General features: G+C 45.9%; 20 protein-coding genes and 1 pseudogene. 10 read left to right on the forward strand and 11 right to left on the reverse strand.

All coding sequences use genetic code 11. The annotated features are described in order from the left end of the window. Positions 1-10: 10 nt before the first annotated feature. The 8 genes from AC23P2_RS03580 (at position 11) to meaB (ending at position 9,933) form a co-directional block, all read left to right on the forward strand. Positions 11-1,561, forward strand: a complete 1,551-nt coding sequence (locus AC23P2_RS03580) for a DUF1501 domain-containing protein (protein ID WP_487771922.1) — start codon at positions 11-13, stop codon at positions 1,559-1,561. A gap of 117 nt (positions 1,562-1,678) precedes the next feature. Then, entirely contained in the window at positions 1,679-2,683 is a 1,005-nt protein-coding gene (locus tag AC23P2_RS03585) for a toxin-antitoxin system YwqK family antitoxin (RefSeq protein ID WP_487771923.1), read from the forward strand. Positions 2,684-2,789: 106 nt separating this feature from the next. Beyond that, a complete protein-coding gene (locus AC23P2_RS03590) occupies positions 2,790-5,165 on the forward strand; it encodes a TonB-dependent receptor (RefSeq protein ID WP_487771924.1) in 2,376 nt (791 codons plus the stop codon). A 96-nt stretch (positions 5,166-5,261) separates the two neighbouring features. After that, complete coding sequence (locus tag AC23P2_RS03595) at positions 5,262-6,476, forward strand: GTP-binding protein (protein ID WP_487771925.1); 1,215 nt, start codon at positions 5,262-5,264, stop codon at positions 6,474-6,476. Between the two features lie 26 nt (positions 6,477-6,502). Further along, complete coding sequence (locus AC23P2_RS03600) at positions 6,503-7,063, forward strand: hypothetical protein (protein WP_487771926.1); 561 nt, start codon at positions 6,503-6,505, stop codon at positions 7,061-7,063. Between the two features lie 136 nt (positions 7,064-7,199). Continuing rightward, positions 7,200-8,243: a tRNA preQ1(34) S-adenosylmethionine ribosyltransferase-isomerase QueA gene (gene queA / locus AC23P2_RS03605; RefSeq protein WP_487771927.1), complete on the forward strand. Its 1,044-nt coding sequence runs from the start codon at positions 7,200-7,202 to the stop codon at positions 8,241-8,243. 4 nt (positions 8,244-8,247) lie between these two features. Continuing rightward, entirely contained in the window at positions 8,248-8,925 is a 678-nt protein-coding gene (locus AC23P2_RS03610; RefSeq protein ID WP_487771928.1) for a 2-C-methyl-D-erythritol 4-phosphate cytidylyltransferase, read from the forward strand. A 15-nt stretch (positions 8,926-8,940) separates the two neighbouring features. After that, positions 8,941-9,933: a methylmalonyl Co-A mutase-associated GTPase MeaB gene (gene meaB / locus AC23P2_RS03615; protein WP_487771929.1), complete on the forward strand. Its 993-nt coding sequence runs from the start codon at positions 8,941-8,943 to the stop codon at positions 9,931-9,933. Here the strand turns inward: meaB and AC23P2_RS03620 are convergent. The 11 genes and pseudogenes from AC23P2_RS03620 to AC23P2_RS03670 all read right to left on the reverse strand — a co-directional run bounded on the left by AC23P2_RS03620 (position 9,926) and on the right by AC23P2_RS03670 (position 21,227). Beyond that, the gene (locus AC23P2_RS03620) at positions 9,926-10,819 is read right to left on the reverse strand and encodes a hypothetical protein (RefSeq protein WP_487771930.1); all 894 of its coding nucleotides are present in this window, start codon (positions 10,817-10,819) and stop codon (positions 9,926-9,928) included. The two genes, meaB and AC23P2_RS03620, sit on opposite strands and share 8 nt — an antisense overlap. 77 nt (positions 10,820-10,896) lie before the next feature. Next, on the reverse strand, positions 10,897-15,252 hold the full coding sequence (locus AC23P2_RS03625) for an Ig-like domain-containing protein (protein ID WP_487771931.1): 4,356 nt from the start codon (positions 15,250-15,252) through the stop codon (positions 10,897-10,899). A gap of 248 nt (positions 15,253-15,500) precedes the next feature. Then, positions 15,501-16,253, reverse strand: a complete 753-nt coding sequence (gene mtgA / locus AC23P2_RS03630) for a monofunctional biosynthetic peptidoglycan transglycosylase (protein WP_487771932.1) — start codon at positions 16,251-16,253, stop codon at positions 15,501-15,503. 74 nt (positions 16,254-16,327) lie between these two features. Then, complete coding sequence (gene hemW, locus AC23P2_RS03635; RefSeq protein ID WP_487771933.1) at positions 16,328-17,476, reverse strand: radical SAM family heme chaperone HemW; 1,149 nt, start codon at positions 17,474-17,476, stop codon at positions 16,328-16,330. A 6-nt stretch (positions 17,477-17,482) separates the two neighbouring features. After that, entirely contained in the window at positions 17,483-17,665 is a 183-nt protein-coding gene (locus tag AC23P2_RS03640) for a type II toxin-antitoxin system antitoxin (RefSeq protein WP_472488252.1), read from the reverse strand. A gap of 336 nt (positions 17,666-18,001) precedes the next feature. Beyond that, positions 18,002-18,604 (reverse strand): annotated as a pseudogene (locus AC23P2_RS03645) (SPFH domain-containing protein); the annotation flags it as partial. Between the two features lie 263 nt (positions 18,605-18,867). Next, positions 18,868-19,548, reverse strand: coding sequence for a hypothetical protein (locus tag AC23P2_RS03650; protein WP_487771934.1), 681 nt, complete (start codon positions 19,546-19,548; stop codon positions 18,868-18,870). Between the two features lie 6 nt (positions 19,549-19,554). Further along, positions 19,555-19,791, reverse strand: a complete 237-nt coding sequence (locus tag AC23P2_RS03655) for a hypothetical protein (protein ID WP_487771935.1) — start codon at positions 19,789-19,791, stop codon at positions 19,555-19,557. 53 nt (positions 19,792-19,844) lie between these two features. Continuing rightward, positions 19,845-20,222, reverse strand: coding sequence for a hypothetical protein (locus AC23P2_RS03660; protein ID WP_487771936.1), 378 nt, complete (start codon positions 20,220-20,222; stop codon positions 19,845-19,847). Beyond that, on the reverse strand, positions 20,213-20,887 hold the full coding sequence (locus AC23P2_RS03665) for a hypothetical protein (RefSeq protein ID WP_487771937.1): 675 nt from the start codon (positions 20,885-20,887) through the stop codon (positions 20,213-20,215). The genes AC23P2_RS03660 and AC23P2_RS03665 overlap by 10 nt, the downstream gene beginning before the upstream one ends. A gap of 1 nt (position 20,888) precedes the next feature. Next, positions 20,889-21,227, reverse strand: a complete 339-nt coding sequence (locus AC23P2_RS03670; protein WP_487771938.1) for a PadR family transcriptional regulator — start codon at positions 21,225-21,227, stop codon at positions 20,889-20,891. 148 nt (positions 21,228-21,375) lie between these two features. Between AC23P2_RS03670 and AC23P2_RS03675 the strand changes: the two genes are divergently transcribed. Further along, entirely contained in the window at positions 21,376-22,188 is an 813-nt protein-coding gene (locus AC23P2_RS03675) for a UDP-2,3-diacylglucosamine diphosphatase (RefSeq protein ID WP_487771939.1), read from the forward strand. Continuing rightward, the gene (locus tag AC23P2_RS03680; RefSeq protein WP_487771940.1) at positions 22,185-23,294 is read left to right on the forward strand and encodes a glycosyltransferase family protein; all 1,110 of its coding nucleotides are present in this window, start codon (positions 22,185-22,187) and stop codon (positions 23,292-23,294) included. Before AC23P2_RS03675 ends, AC23P2_RS03680 begins: the two co-directional genes overlap by 4 nt. The last annotated feature ends 397 nt before the right edge of the window (positions 23,295-23,691 follow it).

Here is a 23,691-nt window from a genome sequence, read left to right on the forward strand (position 1 = left end):
AAAACAACTTATGAATCGGAAAGAATTCTTACAGCAATTAAGCTTTTTGTCGGGTGGGGTCGCTTTTGGAATGGGCGGAATGTCCGTCAAAGCTTTTGCCCATAATCCATTTGCCATCGACATGGAAGCAACCAACGGAAAAATCTTGGTGCTAGTCCAGCTCGCAGGTGGAAACGACGGCTTGAATACCGTCGTGCCTTACGAAAACCCGTTGTACTATAACAAGCGCGCCAACATTGCCATCAAAAAGGAAAACGTGTTACCCCTTACAAGTCAGATGGGGCTCAATCCTGCGATGGCGGCTTTCAAAGAACTGTACGATAAAGGCAAACTGACTGTCGTCCAGAATGTTGGTTATGCCAACCCGAATCGTTCACACTTTCGTTCTACCGATATTTGGCTGACAGGCTCCGACGCCGCCGAATTTTGGGACGAAGGCTGGATTGGGCGTTACCTCACCAAACTTTACCCAGGATTTCCCCTGCAAATTCCCAAAGAACCCATGGCCATTCAGCTTGGTTCGGTGGAGTCATTGTTGATTCAAACAGACTTAGGGTCAACGGGGGTAGTGTTTAGCAACCCAACCAATTTTTACAACCTAGTAACAGGAACGTCCATCGACAATGAGCCTGTTCCAGATACGCTTGCGGGCGACGAACTCCGTTTTATGCGGCAAGTAGCGACCCAATCGGTGGCTTACTCGGGCATTATCAAACAAAAGTGGGACAAGTCCCTCAAAAATCTTTACACCTACCCTACGACAAACTTGGCGAGTCAGCTCAAAATTGTGAGCGAGCTTATTGGCGGTGGGCTTCAAACTCCTATCTATCTTACCACGATTGGAGGTTTTGATACCCACGCCAACCAAGTAGTAGCCAATGCCACCAACACTGGTACGCACGCCAATCTGCTCCGAACTGTATCAGATGCCGTCGCTGCTTTCCAAAAAGATTTGGAAAAACGCGGCTTGGCCGACAAAGTGGTGGTCATGACGTTTTCGGAGTTTGGCCGACGGGTATCACAAAATGGCACTATGGGTACCGACCACGGTTCGGCAGCACCTTTATTCGTGATTGGCTCGGGCGTTCGGGGTGGAGTATTGGGGAAAAATCCAGTATTGAGCGACCTCGATGGCAACGGCGACATCAAGTTTGAGTACGATTTTCGGCAACTTTACGCCAGTATTTTGCAAGACCACCTCGGCGTCGAAACAAACACTGTACAAGGCATTATGGGAGGAAAAACTTTTTCAACGCTTCCCATTTTCCGCCAATCGACAAGTGGATACGTGGCTACCAACCAAGAGTTTACGTTTGACCAAAGCGGAGCCAACCCATTCACGACCTACACCACTCTTTTGTACTCACTCAAAAAAGACATGTACGTCAAAATCAGCCTATATGACATGATGGGGCGTGAAGTAGGCACCCTAAAGGAAGGCAACATGGCCGCGGGAGTATATTCAGAAATTGTTGAAGGAAGTTATTGGACGCCAGGCCCTTATTTGTGTGCAATGAAATGCGACGCAGGGCAAAAAGTGATTCGCATTTTAAAAGCATAACGCCAGAAACAAGAGGAATAATTGGGCACACAACAAAATCAACGGCGCAACGTTCTAAAATTTGGTATAATTTTGGCAAATGATTCGTTAGTTTCGTATCAAACACGTAGAATTACCATGTTTTTGCATTCGAGTATGTCCTCTTTCCGCTTTGTTCCTGCATTTGTTACGCTTTGTTTGGCATTTACAGCTGCTGCACAAGAGCAAAACCCTTCGTCGAGTAAAACCAAATCACAACAACTTAAAGAACGAAAAGCGCAGGCTGATAGCATGCTCCAAAAAGCAGGCATCGCCACACCTAACCTTGGAGTTGGTGCTACTGTCGGAGGAAAATCCGTCAAACCGTCAGATGCTAAAGAGTTTTTCAGTGAAACGCTGCCCGACCTTGGCCTCAAAATCAAGGATATTAAGAAAAAAGAAAAGGCGCGCAGGCAGAAAAAGAAAAAATACCATACCGATTACGAAGGACTTGCCATCAACCGCATGACTTCTAGCACGGGGAGTGGCGACCGCATTACCCAAATCGAATTTCACGTTTTGAAAGAGTACCGCCAACCTCGTACCTACGATGGGCTGGACGTGTATTGGTACGATACCCGCAACCGTATCATTACCAAATCTGTGATGAAAGACAAAGAAGCGGCGCTGATTTTGCACGGCCCGTACAAACGCTACGTGTCGGGAAATTTGGTCGAAGAAGGCAATTATTACATCGGCACCAAAGATGGACGCTGGGAAAGTTACGATGGTGATTATAAATTGTTGGACAAAAGCAAATGGAAACATGGCTTTCCTGCCGAGTCGAGGGTGACATATTATGATTCGGCCCACACCAAAGTGCGGGAAGTGATTCCAATTCAATTTGGTAAACGCAAAGGTGATTATTTGATGTTTTATGACGGAGGCCAGCTCATGGTCAAAGGCCAATACGACAACGACTTCCCCGTCGGAACCTGGAACGAATACTACCAATACCGCCGCCAACGCAAAAAAGTAACCCGCTACCCTCGCTACTGGTACGAAGACGGCGAAGCAGTGGTTCTCAACGAATGGGACGATAAGGGCAAACTCATTTATGAACGCCCCAAAGACGCCGACACCGCCGAAGAGTCTGAAAAATAAGCTAAAACCTGTTGGAACTTCTTTTTAGAAAGAATTTCGCCAACAGGTTTTTTAGTGAACTTTTTACAGTTGCAACTTCGTTGCAGATGAAGTACTTTTGTCCAAAATGAATAAAAAAGAACCTCCTTCTTTCCCAATATTCCCACTGCACCCGACGCGCACAAAACGCCGTTGGCAGCATCAATTCTTCGCTGGATGGGTTCTTTTTTTGTTGTTTCACTCCGCTTACGCTCAAACCACGAAAGATTGCCACTGTCTCATCAAGGGAGTAGTCAAAGACCGTGAAACCCGTCAACCCATCGTTGGGGCTATTTTACGCATCGAAGGAACTTCCTTTTTTGCCACAACGGACACTTCAGGGCGTTATAAAATCGACCAAATTTGCCAAGGAAAATACACCCTCGAATGCCGAATTGTTGGGTACAAAGTCATCAAAACGTCTATTGTTCTTGAACACAGCGCCGAAGAAGACCTCAACCTGAGCGAAGATGAAGTTCACCTTCAGGACGTCGAAATTGTGGCACGGCGCATCCAAACGCCTCTTTCACAGAAAAGTAGCCTTTTAGAAGGCCAAGCCCTCGACCTCACACGCGGTGAAACCCTTGGCGATGCACTCAAAAAAATATCGGGCGTCACGACCCTCCAAACTGGGGCGACGATTAGTAAACCCGTCATCCACGGTCTGCACAGCAATCGGGTCGTCATTATGAACAACGGGATTCGCCAAGAAGGCCAACAATGGGGCTCAGAACACGCACCCGAAATCGACCCATTTATTGCCAAACGCCTAACCGTCGTCAAAGGTGCGGCGGGCGTTCGCTACGGCTCTGATGCCATTGCGGGCGTTATTTTGGTTGAGCCCGACGAGCTGCCAAAAAGCCCACGCCTGCGTGGCGAAGTGAATGCTGCTGCATTTTCTAATGGCCGCGTTGGGGTTGTATCAGGTACATTGCAAGGAGGATTACCTCAGTGGAAAGGCTGGGCTTGGCGTATTCAAGGCACGCTCAAAAACGGTGGAAATATCCGAACGCCCGACTATTTTATGGCCAATACGGGCGTGCGAGAAAACAACTTTTCGGTCACAACAGGCTACCGAAGCAGCCGCTTTGGCGTTGAAGCATTTTTTAGCCAATTTCAGAATAATATTGGCATTTTTTCGGGCTCGCACATTGGGAGTACTTCCGATTTATTAAACGTCATCAAAAACGGCGAACCATTTATCAAAACGGGCTTTACCCGCCACATCGAACGCCCCAACCAGCTCATTCTCCATAACCTTCTTAAAGGAAAAGCATTTTATAATTTTAACGGCAACCGACTTAGCTGGACCGTCGGGCGGCAATTTAACCGTCGGGCCGAGTATGACTTGCACGGCCCGCAAGCGGCCACTATCCCCGCGCTACTATTCCGTATCACTACCCTTAGCAGCGACCTTGTGCTTGACCACAAGCCACTTGGCAACGGTAAAATGAGTGGACAACTTGGATTAAGTGGACTGTATCAGTACAATTTTACGGACGGGCGGCCACTGATTCCTGATTTTGAGCAAACCAATATCGGCATTTTTGGGCTAGAACGTTGGGTATTTCAACACTGGGAGTTGGAAGCTGGCGCTCGTTTTGATTGGCGTCAATTGGATGTATTTCGCTTCGTTGGCACTACTCCTGACCCGCGCCACCACTCATTTAATAATGGTTCGGGCACCGTTGGCGTAGTTCATACCCCCAACGAAAAGTTGTCGTTTCGAGCCAATTTCGGGACAGCTTGGCGTCCGCCTACGCCCAATGAATTGTACAGCAAAGGCGTTCATCACGGAGCGGCCTCGTACGAAGAAGGCGAAGAAACCCTTCGACCCGAAGTGGCTTATAACCTCATCGGAAGTGTAGAATACACTAGCCAACGTTTTAAGGGGGAATTGGGAATGTATCACAACCAAATTTCTGATTTTATTTACCTAAAGCCCCAAGCCGAACCCATTTTGACCATCCGTGGCGCATTTCCGTACTTCAAATACACTCAAACCGACGCTACTTTTACGGGTTTTGACCTTGATACTCAGTGGGATGTCATCCCACAACGCTTTTCCCATAGTTTAAAACTCTCTTATTTACGCGCTTACGACCGCCGTGAGCAGGGATATTTGGTGTTTATTCCCGCCAATCGCATCGAAAACGAACTGCGTTGGAACGTTGGTAAAGTGCTTTCTTCCAAAGATACCTATGTAATGCTCAGCCACCTTTGGGTGGACAAACAACGCCGTGTACCGCCTAACAGTGATTTCATGGAACCTCCTTCGGCTTACCATTTATGGAATATGAACATGGGTGGTATGCTTTCGCGCAGAGAATCGTCGCAATTACATTGGACTTTTTCGGTTCACAACGCGCTTAATACTTCGTACCGAGATTACCTCAATCGGTTTCGCTACTTTGCAACCGAACAAGGACGCAATGTCTCCCTGAAACTTCGCTATACGTTTTGATTCCTCCGCAAAAAATTCTGACTAAAAGTTAATTGCAACATTGATGCAATTAAAACTTTAACTACATTTGCAACACTATTGCAAAAACTCTCATTAATGATACAGAAAAAGTTGCCCGTAACCGTGCTGTCAGGTTTTTTGGGGGCAGGTAAAACCACCCTACTCAACCACGTACTTCACAACAAAGAAGGACTTAAAGTCGCGGTCATTGTGAACGACATGAGTGAAGTCAACATTGACGCACAACTTGTAGCGCGAGAAAATACCCTTTCGCGCACCGAAGAGAAACTCGTTGAAATGTCGAATGGGTGTATCTGTTGCACGCTCAGGGAAGATTTGATGATAGAAGTAGAGCGACTGGCCAAAGAAAACCGTTTTGACTACCTGCTCATTGAAAGCACGGGGATTTCTGAGCCTGTTCCTGTGGCGCAAACTTTCACGTTTGTGGACGAAGAAAACGGCATTGATTTGTCTCAATGGGCACAAATCGACAGCATGGTCACGGTGGTGGATGCCTTCAATTTTGCCAAAGATTTTGGTTCAGTAGATACACTTCAAACACGCCAACTCAGTGAAGACCCACAAGATTATCGGACGATTGTCAACTTGTTGACCGACCAAATTGAGTTTGCCGACATCATTTTATTGAACAAAACGGACTTGGTCACCAAAGCGCAACTGCAAGAGTTGACCGCCATCATCAAGTCCTTAAACCCTGTTGCGAAAATTGTTCCAACAACTTTTGGCAAAGTACCTCCTTCAACGATTCTGAACACGGGCCTTTTTGACTACGACAAAGCCGAGCAATCGGCAGGCTGGATTCAAGAGTTACAAAACACCGCATCGGGCAAAGGCCACACCCCCGAAACCGAAGAATATGGAATCAGTTCGTTCGTATTTCGCGACAAGCGCCCTTTCCATCCAGAGCGTTTTTGGAACTACCTTTCCAACGATTGGCACGCGGGTATCATCCGCAGCAAAGGGCTTTTTTGGCTAGCCTCTCGTCCCGACGAAGCCATTAACTGGAGCCAAGCAGGCGGCTCACTCCGCGCCGAAAGCGCGGGTGTTTGGTGGTGTAGCATGCCTTTTAACGAGCGAATCCGCTACTCTGCTTATGTTGCAAATAAAAAATCAATCGAAAGTAAATGGGATAAACGCTTTGGCGACCGCCAAAACGAACTTGTGATTATTGGACAAGACTTAAACCCAAAAACGATTGAGCAAGAACTCATTGCTTGTCTTTGCACCGAAACTGAAATCAAAGAAATGGAAGCCAACAAACGCTTTTTTGACCCATTTCCTGTTTTATAATTTTCATTAAACACATCCATCAAACTATGTCACTTTATCACACCCGACTTTTCATCTTACTAGGTTTAGTTTTAACGCTTGGAAGTTGTAAAAAAGAAGAACCTGCTCCAGAAGACGAAAACGAACTAATCACAACTGTACGTTTGAAATTTACCGAAAACGGAACTACGACGGCACAGACCTTTGAATGGAAGGATTTGGACGGAGACGGTGGTACTGCCCCAACTATCAGTGCTATTTCTTTACGCCCAAGTCGTACCTACAAGTTGGAGGTAGAATTTTTAAACGAAAGTGTGTCGCCAGCAGAAAGCATCACTAGTGAGATTTTGGAAGAAGCCGACGAACACTTGGTAGTTGTAACACCAAGCGCTTCTAGCTTGTTTACTTACACTGCTACTGATAAAGACAGCCGTAACCTACCCGTTGGTTTGACTGGTACATTGGTAACTGGCGCAGCAAGTACAGGCACAATCAAAGTACAACTCCGCCACCAACCACCCGTTAATGGCCAACCCGTAAAAAATGGAACGGTTACCCCTGGTAGCGACGATGCCAACGTTACTTTTCCGTTGACACTCGTTCCTTAAAGTGCCAACTCAATTCACAAAACCTCTGAGGAAGGGGGGTCTCTAAAAAAAAGCACCAAAGTAACTGAAAATCGCTTATTTATTACTACTTTTGCGGTCTTAATTTTTTGAGGTGTCTTTTAGATAAGAAAGATATATGAAACTGTCCGAGTTCAAGTTTGACCTTCCTCAGAGCCTTGTTGCTCTCTATCCAGCCGATCGTGGCGACTCCCGCTTAATGGTGGTAAATCGTCAAACTAAGAAAATTGAACATAAGAAATTTTCCGAAATTATAGATTACTTCAGCGAAGGCGACGTGATGGTTGTCAACGACACCAAAGTTTTCCCTGCTCGTTTGTACGGACAGAAGGAAAAAACAGGTGCTAAAATCGAGGTATTTCTGTTGCGTGAGCTTAACCGCGAAATGCGCCTTTGGGACGTATTGGTTGACCCCGCACGTAAGATTCGGGTAGGAAACAAATTGTATTTTGGCGATAGCGATTTGGTAGCAGAAGTCATTGACAACACTACTTCGCGGGGCCGTACAATTCGATTTTTGTATGATGGCAACCACGACGAACTCATGCGCGCCATCGACGAACTAGGTGAAACTCCCCTCCCGCGCGACATCAAGCGCAAGGTAGAAGATGCCGACCGTGAACGTTATCAAACCATCTTTGCCCAACACGTAGGCGCCGTAGCTGCCCCTACCGCTGGAATGCACTTTACAAAGGTGATTCAGCGCCGCATGGAAATCAAGGGAATTAATTTCGCTCCTATCACTTTACACGTGGGTGTGGGTACTTTCCGCCAAGTGGATGTAGAAGACTTGACCAAGCACAAAACTGACTCAGAAAACTATGCCATTTCTGAGCCTAGTACAGCGATTATCAACAACGCATTGGACAATAAGAAGAAAGTCTGTGCCATTGGAACAACTTCTCTTAAAGCGCTTGAATCTTCGGTTTCAGCCAACAATCGCGTTAAGCCATTTGTAGGCTGGACGGATAAGTTTATTTTCCCTCCGTACGATTTCAAGATTTCAAACGCGCTATTGACCAACTTCCACTTGCCTGAGTCAATTCTATTGATGATGACTTGCGCATTTGGTGGGCATGAGCTAATCATGGAAGCTTACGATATCGCCATCAAAGAAAAATACAAATTTTTCAGCTACGGTGATGCCATGCTGATCATCTAAGCAAATGACAAAATTTGCCATTATCGTCGCTGGGGGAAGCGGAACACGCATGGGAAAAAAGATGCCAAAGCAATTTATTGAAATTGGCGGAAAACCCATCTTAATGCACACCATTGAGAAATTCCTTTCGTATGATTTCTCTTTGCAGCTCATTCTGGTTCTCCCAGCCAGCGAAATGAAAGCTTGGTACGCGCTCTGCGACAAGCACGAATTCTACCCTCCGATTGTCACCGTTACTGGCGGTGGTACCCGCTTTCAATCGGTTAAAAACGGACTTCAACGCATCAGCGCAAAAGAAGGACTCGTCGCTGTTCATGACGGGGTTCGCCCGTTTGTTACCCCCGAAATCATTGCCAAAGGGTTTGAGGTTGCCGCCGAAAAAGGCGCTGCCGTAACGAGCGTTCCGCTCAAAGATTCTCTCCGATTTGTGGCCGAAGACGGTAGCAATCAATCAGCCGAACGCGCTTCTTACCAACTCGTTCAAACGCCCCAAACTTTCCGACTCGATTGGATGCGACCAGCGTTTGACGCTCCTGAGCAGCCTTTTTTCACCGACTGTGCCAGCGTTCTCAACTTTGCGGGCCGTGAAGTAACTCTCATCGACGGTGCCTACGAAAACATTAAAATCACAACGCCCGAAGACATCCTTTGGGCAGAGGCTTTTTTAGGTTCTCATCACTAACTAAAAGTCACTCCCTTGCGACATCGTCTTTCAGTTCAGGCTTATGTTGAAGGCGTTCTTTCGGGCAACCGAATGGTTTTAAGTCGTGCCATCACCCTCATCGAAAGTCAGCTTCCTTCCGATAAAGAACTAGCGCAGCAAGTTTTAGAGCTCATTTTGCCGCATACTGGGCGTTCTATTCGCGTTGGGATTACGGGTGTACCAGGTGTTGGAAAAAGCACGTTTATTGAAGCTTTTGGCAAAAAAATAACGGGTCTTGGCAAACGACTCGCGGTTTTGGCCATTGACCCCACCAGCCAACGCTCTAAGGGAAGTATCATGGGTGATAAAACCCGCATGGAAGAACTTTCCCACGACCCCTTGGCCTACATTCGGCCTTCGCCCTCCAGTGGTTCGCTCGGGGGAGTAGCCAACAAAACCCGCGAAACGATGCTTTTGTGCGAAGCCGCTGGTTTTGAAGTAATTTTTATCGAAACCGTGGGCGTGGGTCAATCTGAAACTTTGGTCAAAGGAATGGTTGACTTTTTCCTTTTGTTAATGCTCGCAGGCGCAGGTGATGAACTTCAAGGCATTAAAAAAGGAATTATGGAAATGGCCGATGCCGTTGTCATTACCAAAGCCGACGGCACCAATCAGCCTGCTACCCAAAGAGCAGTAGTTGAATACCAAAATGCACTTCACTTGTTTCCCCCCACTGAAAATGGATGGTATCCACAGGTAAAAACCTGTTCAGCCCTCGAAAATAGAGGCTTGGATGATATTTGGACAATGATTGAGCGGTTTACGCTGCAAGTACAACAAAACGGCTTTTTCCACCGAAACCGTCAGCAGCAAAGCCTTGAATGGATGCACAGCCTGATTCGGTATGCTTTAGAAGAGCAGTTTTATCAGCACCCCAAAGTTCTCCAGCAACTTCACGAGATGGAGGCACAGGTCGAAAACGAAAAATGGCTGCCTATTAAAGCAGCCACCTATCTTTTAGATATTTTTAAAAACTTCCCTAGTTAATAATTCGGAAAGTTACGGGTACACACTTAACATTTGAGCAGTCTGTGCCAGAACTTTGAATAGTGACAGTCGCTGTTCCTTGTCCAGTCCCAGTTCCACAATCGCCCGTGACGCTCTGTACCGTGTAAGTAGTTGTATTTGTTGGGGTGACCGTAATCGTCTTGCTAGGCTCTTGTTGCGTCAGCATTACCGAAATTCCACCGCTTAACGCTACCGTCGCTGGTAACACGCTATTTTGAGACGTAACGGTCAAAGTAGAACTTCCTCCCGCTGCGATTGTTCCTCCGCCCGACAACGACACAGTAGGTGTAGCTGGGCACTGGTTATTGATAGGCGTCAACGCTCCTTGCGACACTTGCCTTGTCAATGACATATTGTTTTGTGGGTCAGCAGGATCAGGATAGGCCATTGTCACGACCGTTGAAGGATTGCTTGAGCTCACCGACATACTATAACATTTGCTGGTATTTCCTGCGGTACTAAACGCCAAACACGCCACCGTTTTCCAGTTGGTATCCACCGTTGTTCCTTCTCCATTCACCCCATTATTTACGATGTTAATACTTAATGCACTGGTTGGGTCTCCTGGCGTCCGGGTCATTCCAAGCAACGAATAGGTACCTCCACTAAATACTCCACGACTTCTGTAAACGGGGTTACTCAACTGGTTTGTGGGATAAGTCAACAAAATATTGGCATTTCCCATTACAAAGGCACTGTCGGCAGAAGTAGCACGGATTTCTACGCACATCGTCACCGAATCTTTGGCGCAGTTATAACTCCCTGGAACAAGCCTCACTTCATAACGTCCTTGGGCCTTAGCAAAAGTTGCACTCATCAATAGCGCCCCGACAAATAAAAAAGATAGAAGATTAAACTTTTTCATATTTTCCGAATAATTGGTTCGATTTTTGTAAAGCCCTTAACAGCCTGCCACTTATATTGCACAATTAATATGCCGGTTTAGAAACTTACGCCTGAAAATTTTCCGTTGTTTTTCCGCCAAAGAATATCGTCATTGGCATTTACCTCTCCATCTAAATTATAATCAGTCAGTAAATAGCGCGCAAATTTCCCATTGTCCAGGCGCCAAGTACTTGAGTCATTGGCATTGATTTCAGAAAAAGAGGATTTGTTTGAATCTCCCGCAAACAAACAGTGAACAACTCCAACCTGCATCTGCCCCGACGCAGGTGCATTGGAAGGAATATAGGACTGTTGCTGGGTAAAATCGTACGTAATTTTATTGCTTGCAATGGCTACAGGTATATGAGACGCCGCCCCCACGTGTGTTCGGTGTTCTACCAGTACATAATAAGACTGCGAAGTGGACAAGGTAGGACAAGCCGCTACTAAGGTCACATTACCATTTTTACGAAGTAAACCTGCCGTACGATAAACCATTGAGGAGGCATTGGTTACATCCGTTCGTAGTGAAATCAACACCCAGTCCACCACATCGCTGTCGTAAGAACTTACCGTCTCTGTGCCCAAATAATTCCAAGGAGCTGTTTTATAAGGCTGACCAGCAGGAGTCGCTACGCCAAAGGGACTTACGGGCGTTTGTCCAGGTAATAGTCCTTGTTGGTTGAGCGTCGTTGACATCTCGGTACTTCCCCAAACGCCTTCCAAATATATCTTTATGGTTGGGCACGCCACAGAGGTTGACGTAGAAGTAACGTTTACAACAATGGTTGCCCTTGGGCTTTCACAAGTACTTAGCGTTTGAGATACATAATAGTTGGTTGTTCCCACTACTGTCGTCGATGGTGTGGGGGCTGTCGTATTAGATGTTCCTCCCGTTGGGACGGTGTACCATTTTAAAGATGTACCCGTAGCGGTTAATGGGCTTGCTGTTTGTCCTTGCGTATAGTTAATTGGCGACGTAGCTGTAGGAGCAGCAGGCGTAGCCGTCACATTCACATCAATTTTAGTACGGTTACTTTCGCAACCACTTACCGTTTGAGATACCCAATAACTGGTTAGGCCTGCGGTCGTCGTTGAAGGCGTCGGTGCCGTGGCGTTGCCTGTACCGCCCGTCGCTACGGTGTACCACAACAAATTACTACCCATTGCCGTCAGTGCTACGGCCGTTTGGTTTTGGCAATAGTTAATCGGCGTCGTCGCGGCGGGAGCGCTTGGCGTGGCTGTAACGACGACATCTATTTTTGCTCGGGTACTACTACCACAACTGCCTAGTGTCTGAGATACCCAATAACTGGTTATGCCCGCGGTCGTCGTTGAAGGTGTCGGTGCCGTAGCGTTACCTGTACCGCCCGTCGCTGCGGTGTACCACAACAAATTACTGCCCGTGGCCGTCAGTGCTACCGCCGTTTGGCTTTGACAATAATTCACAGGAGTTGTTACTGAAGGCGCTGGTGGAGTAGAACTCACGACAACGTCAATTTTTGCGCGATTGCTTTCGCAGCTATTCACCGTTTGAGATACCCAATAACTGGTGGTACCCACTGTCGTCGTTGATGGAGTTGGCGCAGTCGAATTACCTGTACCGCCCGTCGCTGCGGTGTACCACAACAAATTACTGCCCGTGGCCGTCAGTGCTACCGCCGTTTGGTTTTGACAATAATTAATCGGCGTCGTCGTGGAGGGAGCGCTTGGCGTAGCCGTCACATTCACATCAATTTTTGTGCGATTGCTTTGGCAACCACTTACCGTTTGAGATACCCAATAACTGATGGTACCCACTGTCGTCGTTGATGGAGTTGGCGCAGTCGAATTACCTGTACCGCCCGTTGCTGCGGTGTACCACAACAAATTACTGCCCGTGGCCGTGAGTGCTACCGCCGTTTGGCTTTGACAATAATTAATCGGCGTCGTCGCGGAGGGAGCGCTGGGCGTAGCCGTGACAATGACGTCTATTTTTGTGCGATTGCTTTCGCAACTACTTACCGTTTGAGATACCCAATAACTGGTGGTACCCACTGACGTCGTTGATGGAGTTGGCGCAGTCGAATTACCTGTACCGCCCGTCGCTGCGGTGTACCACAACAAATTACTGCCCGTGGCCGTCAGTGCTACCGCCGTTTGGCTTTGACAATAATTAATCGGCGTCGTCGCGGAGGGAGCGCTGGGCGTGGCCGTGACAATGACGTCTATTTTTGTGCGATTGCTTTGGCAGCCACTTACCGTTTGAGATACCCAATGACTGGTGGTACCCACTGACGTCGTTGATGGAGTTGGCGCAGTCGAATTACCTGTACCGCCCGTCGCTGCGGTGTACCACAACAAATTACTGCCCGTGGCCGTCAGCGCTACCGCCGTTTGGTTTTGGCAATAATTAATTGGCGTCGTCGCGGAGGGAGCGCTGGGAATGCTATTGATGGTAAAAGTTGCGCTGCTTGAACCCGTTACACTCGGCGAAACAGAATTGACACGAACTCTATAGCCTGTTCCACTTAACGTTCCAGCAGGAATTGTCGCAGTCAATGGACTACTTGTTCCTGTTGTTGGAATATCAACAAAATTATTTCCAGCCGCATCCGACAACTGAACGACGTACGAAGTAGAAGTTAAATTGGCCGTTGTGAAACTAACACTAATGCTTTGACCAGCACATACGGTACTGGGCGTGACGCTACCCGTTGTAATGGAAGGCGGCGACGCCCCTGAAACAATTAAGCTATAGTCTTCTGCTTCTCCATAATTTAGGTTCACGCAAGGATCGGTGACAGTACTACCCGACCCCGAGTTATAACTTGACCGTACCCGCATACGTACCGTTCCGCTTGCCGTCACTGGGATTGTAAATGAGTTGGTTGCCGTAGGGTTCATCCTTGTCGAAGAAATATCCGTGCTTTGATACACCTTTTCGGATGCCTCAAAAACCCCATCTTGGTCATAGTCAAGCCATATTGTAATGTGTTGGTCAAAATAAGTACCAACGCCACCTGAAGTAGCCCTCGCCGTAAACGTGTATGTACTACCTGCGGTTACATTGTAAGGCGTGGATGTATAATCTCCAAAATTACCTGCCGAACAATTAGAATTGACGTTGTTAATGATGGTTGTGGCTCCCTGTTTCAAGATAAAATCATCAATCAATACTTGGAGCGTCGAACACGGCGTAGTGTAGGTTGGAGTACAATAGTTGAGCCCAGTAGTGATAATGAATACAGCACTATAGTCGGTCGAAGAGTTGGATGCCTTTACGCGATAATAATAAGTCGTAAAAGCGGTGGTTGTTTGATCTAAGTAGGTCGTAACGTTGGGGGCAATGCCACCAATAGGCACAAAACCCGCCGTGGCGGAGGTCGTTGAGCGCTCAATAATAAACCCTGACTCATTGGATGAATTATCGGTAAATGTCAGCGTCACTCCCGATGGCCCCAGTGTGCCTGCCAAGTTGCTTGGTACGTTAGCTCCTGTGACGGTCGAGCCGCAAGTGAGCGAATACTGATTTGCGCCATCGGTTCGTAACAAAACCCCTCCGCTGATTCGGTTCATTTGCCCTGCCGTAAAAGTATTACCGCACGCAATGGGATAGTACGACATGATGTTAGAGAGCGAGGGATTGTACAATTGATTTTGGGGATCTCGCGCCGTTCCTGTGTAACTACAGCCGAGCAAACTTACCGAATCCCGTCCGTATGGGTCGGCGGGAGTATCACAAACCAAATCTCCTTTTGTTGCGCAGTTGCCTCCCTGAACCAATTCACGGTTGGCTAAATTGGGGTCTGTACTTCCTTGAAAAGTGTGTAATAGATTAAAATAATGGCCTAATTCGTGGGTAAATGTTCGCAAATCCGTGGCATTACTGGCTTGTACGAAAAGCCGATTGGTGCTTGCCAACGTACTTGGGAAGTACGCGTATCCTGATACGGCCAAACTGCCAAACTGTATGGTATTGGGGAAATAAACGTTGATGGCATTCGTCACATCGTTGGCATTACAGAGGGTGGACTCCTCCGTATTGTCGTAATCGTAGAGGTTCGTGTTGTTGATGTAATTGGGAGAACCGCAGAAGTAAAACTGGAGTCCGCTGCCTACGTTAGTGTAGTATGAATTGACTTGAGCAAGTGCGATGTTGAGATCTGCGATGCTGAGTCCGCCTGTGCCATCTGTTCTTCTTAGTACATGCGCTTTAATTGGGATATACTGAACCGTTTGGATTGCAGCCGTTGCATATTGTTCGGCAAACTTTTGTTTCAGCTGAATGACTCGATTTTCTCGGCTTTGAATCTCTGCCGTATTTTCGTGGGGAGTTCCGCAGGGTACAGCCTGAGCGCGTACTTCAAAATGAAGCAGCCACGCGGCCCAAAATACCGCACACCCAATAATGCGTAAAACATTTCGAATCATGCCCCTACTACATCGTTAATACTCGTTAAAATGATGTTACAGTTTTGCCACCACAAGAGGACAACTCTGTGAAAATCAATCAATTAAATTTACGTAGGGTAATTGGTACAGTATAATTTTACAGGCAATAATTATGCCAAAAGTTGATATATCTAGTAGAATATACTTTTCTGCCGACACAAAAACAAGTTAACATACACATAATGAGCCACTTTTGAGCAATTTCACCTTAGAATATAAGCATATTCTTACAGTTTTGCGGTATAATCTCGGCCCAACATTCGCATTTGGCGAGCTATTTGCTGTGTACGTCTCAGCGTATAACTCGACGGGTTTTTAATTGAAAAACGTAAAGGACTTGGCAATACGGCAGCAATGCGTGCTGCTTCTGTGCGAGTTAGGTTTGCCGACGATTTTTGGAAAAAACGTTGAGCGGCGGCTTCATACCCAAAAGTCATATTGCCTGTTTCAGCTACGTTAAGATATACCTCTAAGATACGTTCTTTTCCCCAGATTACCTCAATTAAAAGCGTAAAATATACTTCTAAGGCTTTTCTGATGTAACTGCGGCCCTGCCATAAAAAGACATTTTTGGCTACTTGTTGTGAAATAGTGCTTGCTCCTCTGATTTTTTTCCCCTTCAAATTGGATTGAAATGCGTTGCCCATCGCTTTAAAATCAAAGCCCCAATGTTCGGGAAAAAGCTGGTCTTCGGAAGCTACAACCGACAAAGGCGCTTCCTTCGACATGTCTTCAATGGGCGTCCAATCTGAATAAATTTTACTGCTGCGACCATCCGCAATGGCCTCCACTTTTCGTACAAGCATGAATGGCGTAAACCAAACGGGCACAAACTTGAGCACTGTCACCCAAATCACTGACCCAACCAGAAAATACAATATGCTCTTTAGCACAAAACGCGTTAGAATAGACTTCCAACTTTTTGTTTTGGGCAAGGGTGCAGATGGAGGAGTGTTGGGACGAATTCGGTTAACAGCCATAGAGGACTAAAAAGTGGTTATCAAAATAGTGTGACTTATTAGTGTAACAAAAATCGAAAAATGAATCCAATTGTTCAAACTAAAAACAAATCTGAGGCAATTCGGTCGGCAAATAATTTCCCCTTCTCTGTGAGATACAGCACATTGTTCCTTACTTCTACCCAATTTTTTTCAAGAAATTTTTCAACGTACGCTTTTTGTTCTTCCAGCAAGTCAACTTTCCCTATGCCCCAAATAACCGCCAAATCACAGCCCCAAATCGTTCTAAGGCTCGTCAAAATATAGTCATTGACTTGGTCAAAAACTGACAATTCTTCTAGTTCAAAAACAGGCTTTTCGAGCTGAATACCACGAAGATACAGGGCATTATTAGACACGTTGTACTGGCGCGAAATACCATTGAATGAATGCGCGCTCGGCCCAACGCCCAAGTACGGCCGCCGCTTCCAGTAGCTGCTGTTGTGGCGGGCATATTGGCCATTTTTAGCAAAGTTGGAAATTTCGTATTGCTCGTACCCAGCTTGCCTCAAGAAGCGAACCATCTGCTCAAAATGCCGCGCCGACAGGTCTTCGTCAACGGGTTTTATTTTTCCTTTTTTGAGCCAATTTCCCAAAGCTGTTTGGGGCTCAATCGTCAGGTTGTAGGCCGAAATATGCGGCGTTCCGAGCGCCATTGCTTTGTCGAGGTCTTGCTGCCAGAGTTGTTCGTCACTGACCGTTGGAACCATCCCCAAATGTGCCTGGCCCATGCCATAAATCAGGTCAATCGTCAGGTTATCAAACCCGTGGTCTTGGGCCAGCTTTACACATTGCTCCGACTCCTGCGCGTTGTGCGCCCGATTCATAAAACGCAAATATGGTTCATAAAACGACTGTAAACCAATGCTTAAACGGTTCACAAACGGTTTCAACACGCGGAGCTTTTCAGATGTTAAATCGTCAGGATTAGCTTCAAGGGTAATTTCAGCCCCTGATTCTACCTTAAAAAAGCGGTGAATCGTTTCGATGATTTGTTCCAATTCGTTTGGAGTCAAAATAGAGGGCGTTCCTCCTCCAAAATAAATGGTTTCGAGCGTTCGCGTTGGCAGATAGTCGCGTTGTAATTCGATTTCTCGGCAAATAGCCGCGACCATCTCCGTTTTTGATTTCAACTGGGTACTGAAATGAAAATCACAATAGTGACAAGCTTGTTTGCAAAAAGGAATATGAAGGTATAAGTGCATGGGTACTTACTCCAGCGAGGCTGGGCTCTTAGGTTGTTTCGGCGCTCTTTTTCGTTTCTTGAGCGCATCACTCAGCACGTATTCGATTTGGCCATTGGTACTTCTGAACTCTTCCTGAGCCCATTGTTCCAATTCTTTGAGCATTTCGGGGCTGATTCTGAGCACAAACGCCTTTTTTTCGGTTGCCATTGAATAAAAAGATAATGGTAAATAACGCAAAAAAGGAATGTTCAGACAAATCTCTAAACATTCCATAAGTACAAATAGTACAAAAGCTTAGTTGTACAACGTTCCCGCATTGACCACGGGGCTCACCGATTTTTCGCCGCAAAGAACCACCAGCAAATTACTCACCATGGCCGCTTTGCGTTCTTCGTCGAGGTGAACGATTTCTTTCTCAGAGAGTTTAGCCAAAGCCATTTCGACCATTCCCACGGCACCATCCACAATTTGTTTACGAGCCGCTACCACCGCCGACGCCTGCTGACGTTGCAACATTGCCCCCGCAATTTCGGGCGAATACGCCAAGTGGCTAATACGCGCTTCGAGGACTTTTACACCCGCCCGCACCAAACGCTCGTTTAGTTCGTGTTCGAGCATATCGTTGATTTTACCCGAACCGTCGCGCAGGGTCATATCAGCTTCTTCATCTTCGATGGTATCGTAAGAATAAGAACCCGCCAATTTCCGCACTGCTGCTTCCGACTGAATTTCAACAAATTTCTGATAATCATCGACTTCAAATACCGCCTGAGCCGTATCTTCCACGTTCCACACAACGACCGCCGCAATTTCAATCGGGTTTCCCATCTTGTCGTTTACTTTTAGCTTTTGGCCATTGAGGTTACGCGCTCGCAGGCTTATTTTCCGACGACGATACAAGGGGTTCACCCAACGTAACCCATTCTGTTTCATGGTTCCTTCGTACTCGCCAAAGAAAGTAGTAACAGCCGCTTCGTTGGGGTTGATAACCGTCAAACCCACGAACATAATGCACCCTAGCAAGAACAATATTCCTGCTAACAGGCCCGTTTGGGCGCTCGCCATCATTCCACCAAAAATCCATAAGGCGAATCCCATTCCAATAAATGCGTAACCAGAGGCTGAGGTAAGTTCTTTTTCTTTCATAGTATTTTGATATTAAAATGATATTACAATACTATCTTAAAAAGCGCAAATTTTCTCCTGCTATCGGACTAACGGCCAATAGCATTTATAAACGGCATACGGGGCTTTTCGTGAAATGAGGTTGACGGAATAAATGGTGATGGACTGTGCTGGCAGATTCTCAAATCTGCCAAGCGAGGTTTCTCAAAACCTCGTGATGCGCGAAGGAAGAACGTTTCGTATGACGGTTCTCTATCAGTAACCGTCTGCACGGGGGTTTAGAGTTACGCAAAAGCTTGCGGATAAAGGCGCTTACTTTCGGCCATGAGGTGTTCGTAGATTTCTATCGTCGCCCACGTAAACGTTGTACAGAGTACTACAAAAAAAGTCGCCCAAATCGCGTATGCTTCGGTAGAATAGCTATTTTGCCAAAACTCCCCTAATAACATATTAAGAAGGCCAGGCAACTGACCACACAGCCCAAGCCATACAGGCGGTTTAGCCAGTGCGACTTGTTTGTTCATTTTTGAGTGCCGCCAAACCGCAAAAAAGCCATAACCTAAGCCAATAACTATCCAAATTGCCAGTGCAGCTTTACGAACAATTTTTGGGTCTAACCCATTCACTAAAAGGTACCAAAATAACACAGCAAACGTAGCTGTAAACATAACTCTAGGCCAGCGAAAAAAGCTCAGGAATGCCTCCCACATTAATCGGGATTGCCGTTTACTAACATTTTGTTCTGCTTTTTGCAAAAAATAATCAAACCCCCAACGACCAAATTTGGACGAGCTACGTTCCAAGGCTTCCTCGAAACCGATTGCGGCTTCATTATTTAGCTGTGTTTCTATATCGGTCGCCAAGTGGTCAACGAGTTCAATTTGAACATCTAAAGGAGTAACCCCTTTTTTCTGAACAAGGGCGTAAAGGGTATTTATCTGGGTATCTGTTAGTTGTGTTTTCATGATTATTTACGCAAAAGCTTTAGGGTACAAACTACGCTGCTCATTTAATAAAGCGGCATCAGCATCGTAAGCAGCTTTTATCATTAACCAATTAATGGCAATGATACCACTCATCAATTCAACTGGAACAGGGGTTGAACTTTTAAAGGTCAATATGAACAAAAGGGTCAAAATCCATCCTTCAAAAGGATAAGTACGCAAGTAAGGCATGACGGTTAGGCGTAGGGTTTGTTTACGAATCATTCTAAAAAAACCATACATAGACACAAGCGCGTGCGTAAGAATTGCGGCTAAGTTTATCCACATGCCCTCTTTATAACCAATACGTTCAAAAAATATCCATACACCACCCCAAAGTAAAATGTAATAACAAGTTGAGGTAGTTGCCAATATTGTTTGAAGTATCGCCACCAAGTTTTCTGGTGTTTGGAACGCGCAGCAACATGGGCACGTTGAATCAACTCATAAAAGCCTTGCTTTCCAAATTCTTCATATACCTTCGCCAATGCCTCCTCAAAAGAAAGCGTAGGAGCCTCTATCCATTTTTGCTCAATTTTTGAGGCCAAATGATCCACCAATTCAATTTGTAAATCGTAAAATTTAACATTTTTACGCTCTACAAAGGCATACAAGGCATTTATCTGGTTATCTGTTAGTTGTAATATCATTGCCATAACACTTTCAGGTATTTTTCTCTGCCATAACTCCGTATCTTTTCATACGATTCTATAAATGCCCAGATTGCAATGAAAGAAAGTGAATACACAAAGGCAAACATCAATGGGTATTCTTCTCGGTATTTTTCGGCGTACTTTGTCAACCAAATAAGTCCTTGTGGAAACTGTACAAAAAGCGGAAACCATCCTAAAATGTGAGTTGTACAAAGCTTGTGGTATTGACGATGATTACGCCAGTAAGTTAACCCACAATAGCCAAATACAAGCCCCATGCTTCCCCAAAAAAGGACATCTTTTACTATTTCGATGCTAGAAGAAGGCACAGTCGTGAGTGTTATGTAACAAAGTAGAGTTAGTGAAGCTGTAAAAACAATTCTAGGCCATTTAAAAAACGCTTTTATTGTCTGCTTGAAATAGTGATTGTACTGCCGCATCACTTGCGATTGTTTTTCAAAGACAATTGTATCAAAATCTCCAAAATTTGCCAGCGTTTCATCAAACATTTCTTGAAATTTTCGTTCAGGAAGAGCCTCCAATTGCATCTCTATTTCAGACGCAATGTGGTCTACAATTTCTACTTGTACATCATAGAAATCTACTCCCATTGCTTCCACATAGGTACTTATGCGACTCACATCGACATAACTCAGTTCTCGTTTCATTTTAGCCAAGCGATAGTTTAGGATTAAGTAATAATTGCATGTGTTTGACAAAATCGGCGAGTTCTTCTAAGCGGTTGATGGTTTCGGCTTCGCCTTTCTCCGTCAACGAATAGTACTTGCGCGGGCGGTTGCCCACTTGTTCTACCGCCACCGTCAGCAACCCGTCGGCTTCTAGTTTGTGCAACGCGGGATACAGCGCTCCTTCGTTGATGACAAGCTCTCCGTTGGTCTGCTCTTTGACCTTTTGCGTCATCTCGTAGCCATACATTCGCTTATTTTCTTCTAATAATTTCAGAATAATCAGCGAAAGGCTGCCCTTGTATAGTTGTGAATTGTTCATGCCACAAATATACCTCAGGAATTGATACATCAAAACCTGAGGTATTATTTTTTTTACATTACCCATTTGTTAGCCTCCGCCAAAAAATTTAGTAAAACATTAATAATCAGGCAATAATTAAGTAATAGGTGAAGTGCAATTTGCGAACATGAAGCAGAAGACGCACTATCGTACCATCGTGATTTCGGATGTTCACCTCGGTACCAGTGGCTCCAAGGCCAAAGAAGTCACCCATTTTTTGAAACAATACAAATGCAAACGGCTTGTCTTAAACGGTGACATCATCGACGGATGGCAGCTGAAAAAATACGGTACGTGGAAGCGTCGGCACACGGCTTTTTTCAAAACGGTGCTAAAAATGATGGATGATTACCACACCAAGGTCATTTATATTCGTGGTAATCACGATGATTTTTTGGACCAAATCATGCCCTTACGCCTCGGGAAACAGTTTCAAATTCGCAAAGACTACATCCTAAAATCGGGACAAAAACGGTTTTACGTTACCCACGGCGATGTCTTCGACAGCATCACAACGCACATGAAATGGTTGGCGTATTTGGGCGACGCAGGCTACACATTCTTACTGTGGATCAACAAGTTATACAACAACTACCGCGATTGGTGCGGGCTTCCTTACTATTCACTTTCGCAATTAATCAAACAAAAAGTCAAGGCGGCTGTTAACTACGTCTCTGATTTTGAAGAAAAACTGACTGAACTAGCACGCTCTCGTAACTGCGACGGAATCATCTGCGGGCACATACACCAACCCGCCATGCGCGACATTGACGGCATACTTTACATGAACTCAGGCGACTGGGTCGAATCGCTCACTGCTTTGGTCGAAGACCACGACGGCAACTGGACGTTGGTTTACTATAATGAAGCCCAAATGGGCAAAGCAGACGAACCAACGGTATCCGAATTTTTTGGCGTAAAAGAGCGAGCTGCATCGTGAGTAAGTTTCTATTTATTATTCAAGGAGAGGGGCGCGGCCACTTAACACAGGCGATTTCTCTCGCCCAACTACTCCAAGCCAATGGCCACGAAATAGCCGCTGGACTCGTCGGAATCGGAAAAGGGCGGCAATTACCTGCTTTCTTTTACGATTCATTTTCCGCTGACATTCACCCTTTTAACAGCCCACACTTGATTATGGGAAAACGGGGTATTAGTTTTTCCAAAACGATTACGCATCATCTTTTTCGGATTCCTCTCTACGTCAAAAGCCTCAAAGAAATTCACGCCCACGTTCAAAATCATCAACCCGACGTGATTGTCAATTTTTATGATGTGCTTGGTGGTTTGTACGCACTCACCTATCGACCTGCGGTTCCGATTGTCGCCGTTGGGCACCATTATTTGTTCTTGCGCAACGATTTTACATTTCCTGCCAAACGCAGCTTAGACCATTGGTTGTTAAAAATCAATACACGCCTTACGGCGGTGCGCGCTCAAAAACTGCTGGCGCTTTCGTTTTATCCCACTGCTATTCCTACCCACCACCGCATCGTGACCGTCCCGCCCCTCCTTCGTGGAGCGGTCAAAGCGCTAACGCCTACCCAAGAACCTTTTTTTCTGGTCTATGTCACTTACGCCGCCATGAGTAAGACGGTGATTGACTGGCACTTGCAACATCCCGAAGTGCATTTACATTGCTTTTGGGACCAACCCGACCACTATTTCGACGAAACACTCACATTTCATAAAGTCGATGGAGCTAAGTTTTTGGATATGATGTCCCGTTGCACGGCCTTGGTAACTACCGCTGGATTTGAATCGGTCTGTGAGGCTATGTATTTGGGAAAGCCTGCCCTGATGGTGCCTGCGCACTACGAACAAGCCTGCAACGCGCTCGATGCACAAGGGGCAGGCGCGGGGATTACCGCCGAAGAATTTGACTTGTCGCTGCTCCTCGATTACCTTCCCAATCACGTACCTGCCCAAGCCCCTTTTCAAGAATGGTGCGGCCAGGCAACCTCTCTTTTTCTGGTCCATTTAGAAGAAATTGCGCTTGGGAATCAGGTTTTGGAGGTTATTGCATCTGAATTTGAGAAGGTGTAAAAACACTGGCTTTTAGCCTCATTGATTCCAAAACTAGGTTAAACGTATTAAAACAAAGAAGCCTCAGAGAGGCGAAATCTTAGTAGAAAAAGCGAACAAATATCTCCTAAAAGCCCCATCGGGGTGACATCTTTCACCGAGTGTCGGTCGCCCCGATGGGGCTTTTTTTCATACTTAACTTCCTCTTCCTACGAAGATTTAGCTCATCTGGAGCAATGAATAGTCGCCTTTCATCTTAATGTGGTTACCTATAACATTCTATCATTTATTGGTGAAAATCTTTGATGATGATTTTGCAGATTTTCATTGAGTGAGTGGGTTTTGGAGGCTTTTATCTAATTTTGCAGCAATATTAAAAAAAACAACGAATAGTCCCGTATCTATAAATTTCCCCAGC

This window comes from Runella sp. R0.1_18 (genome assembly GCF_057652155.1).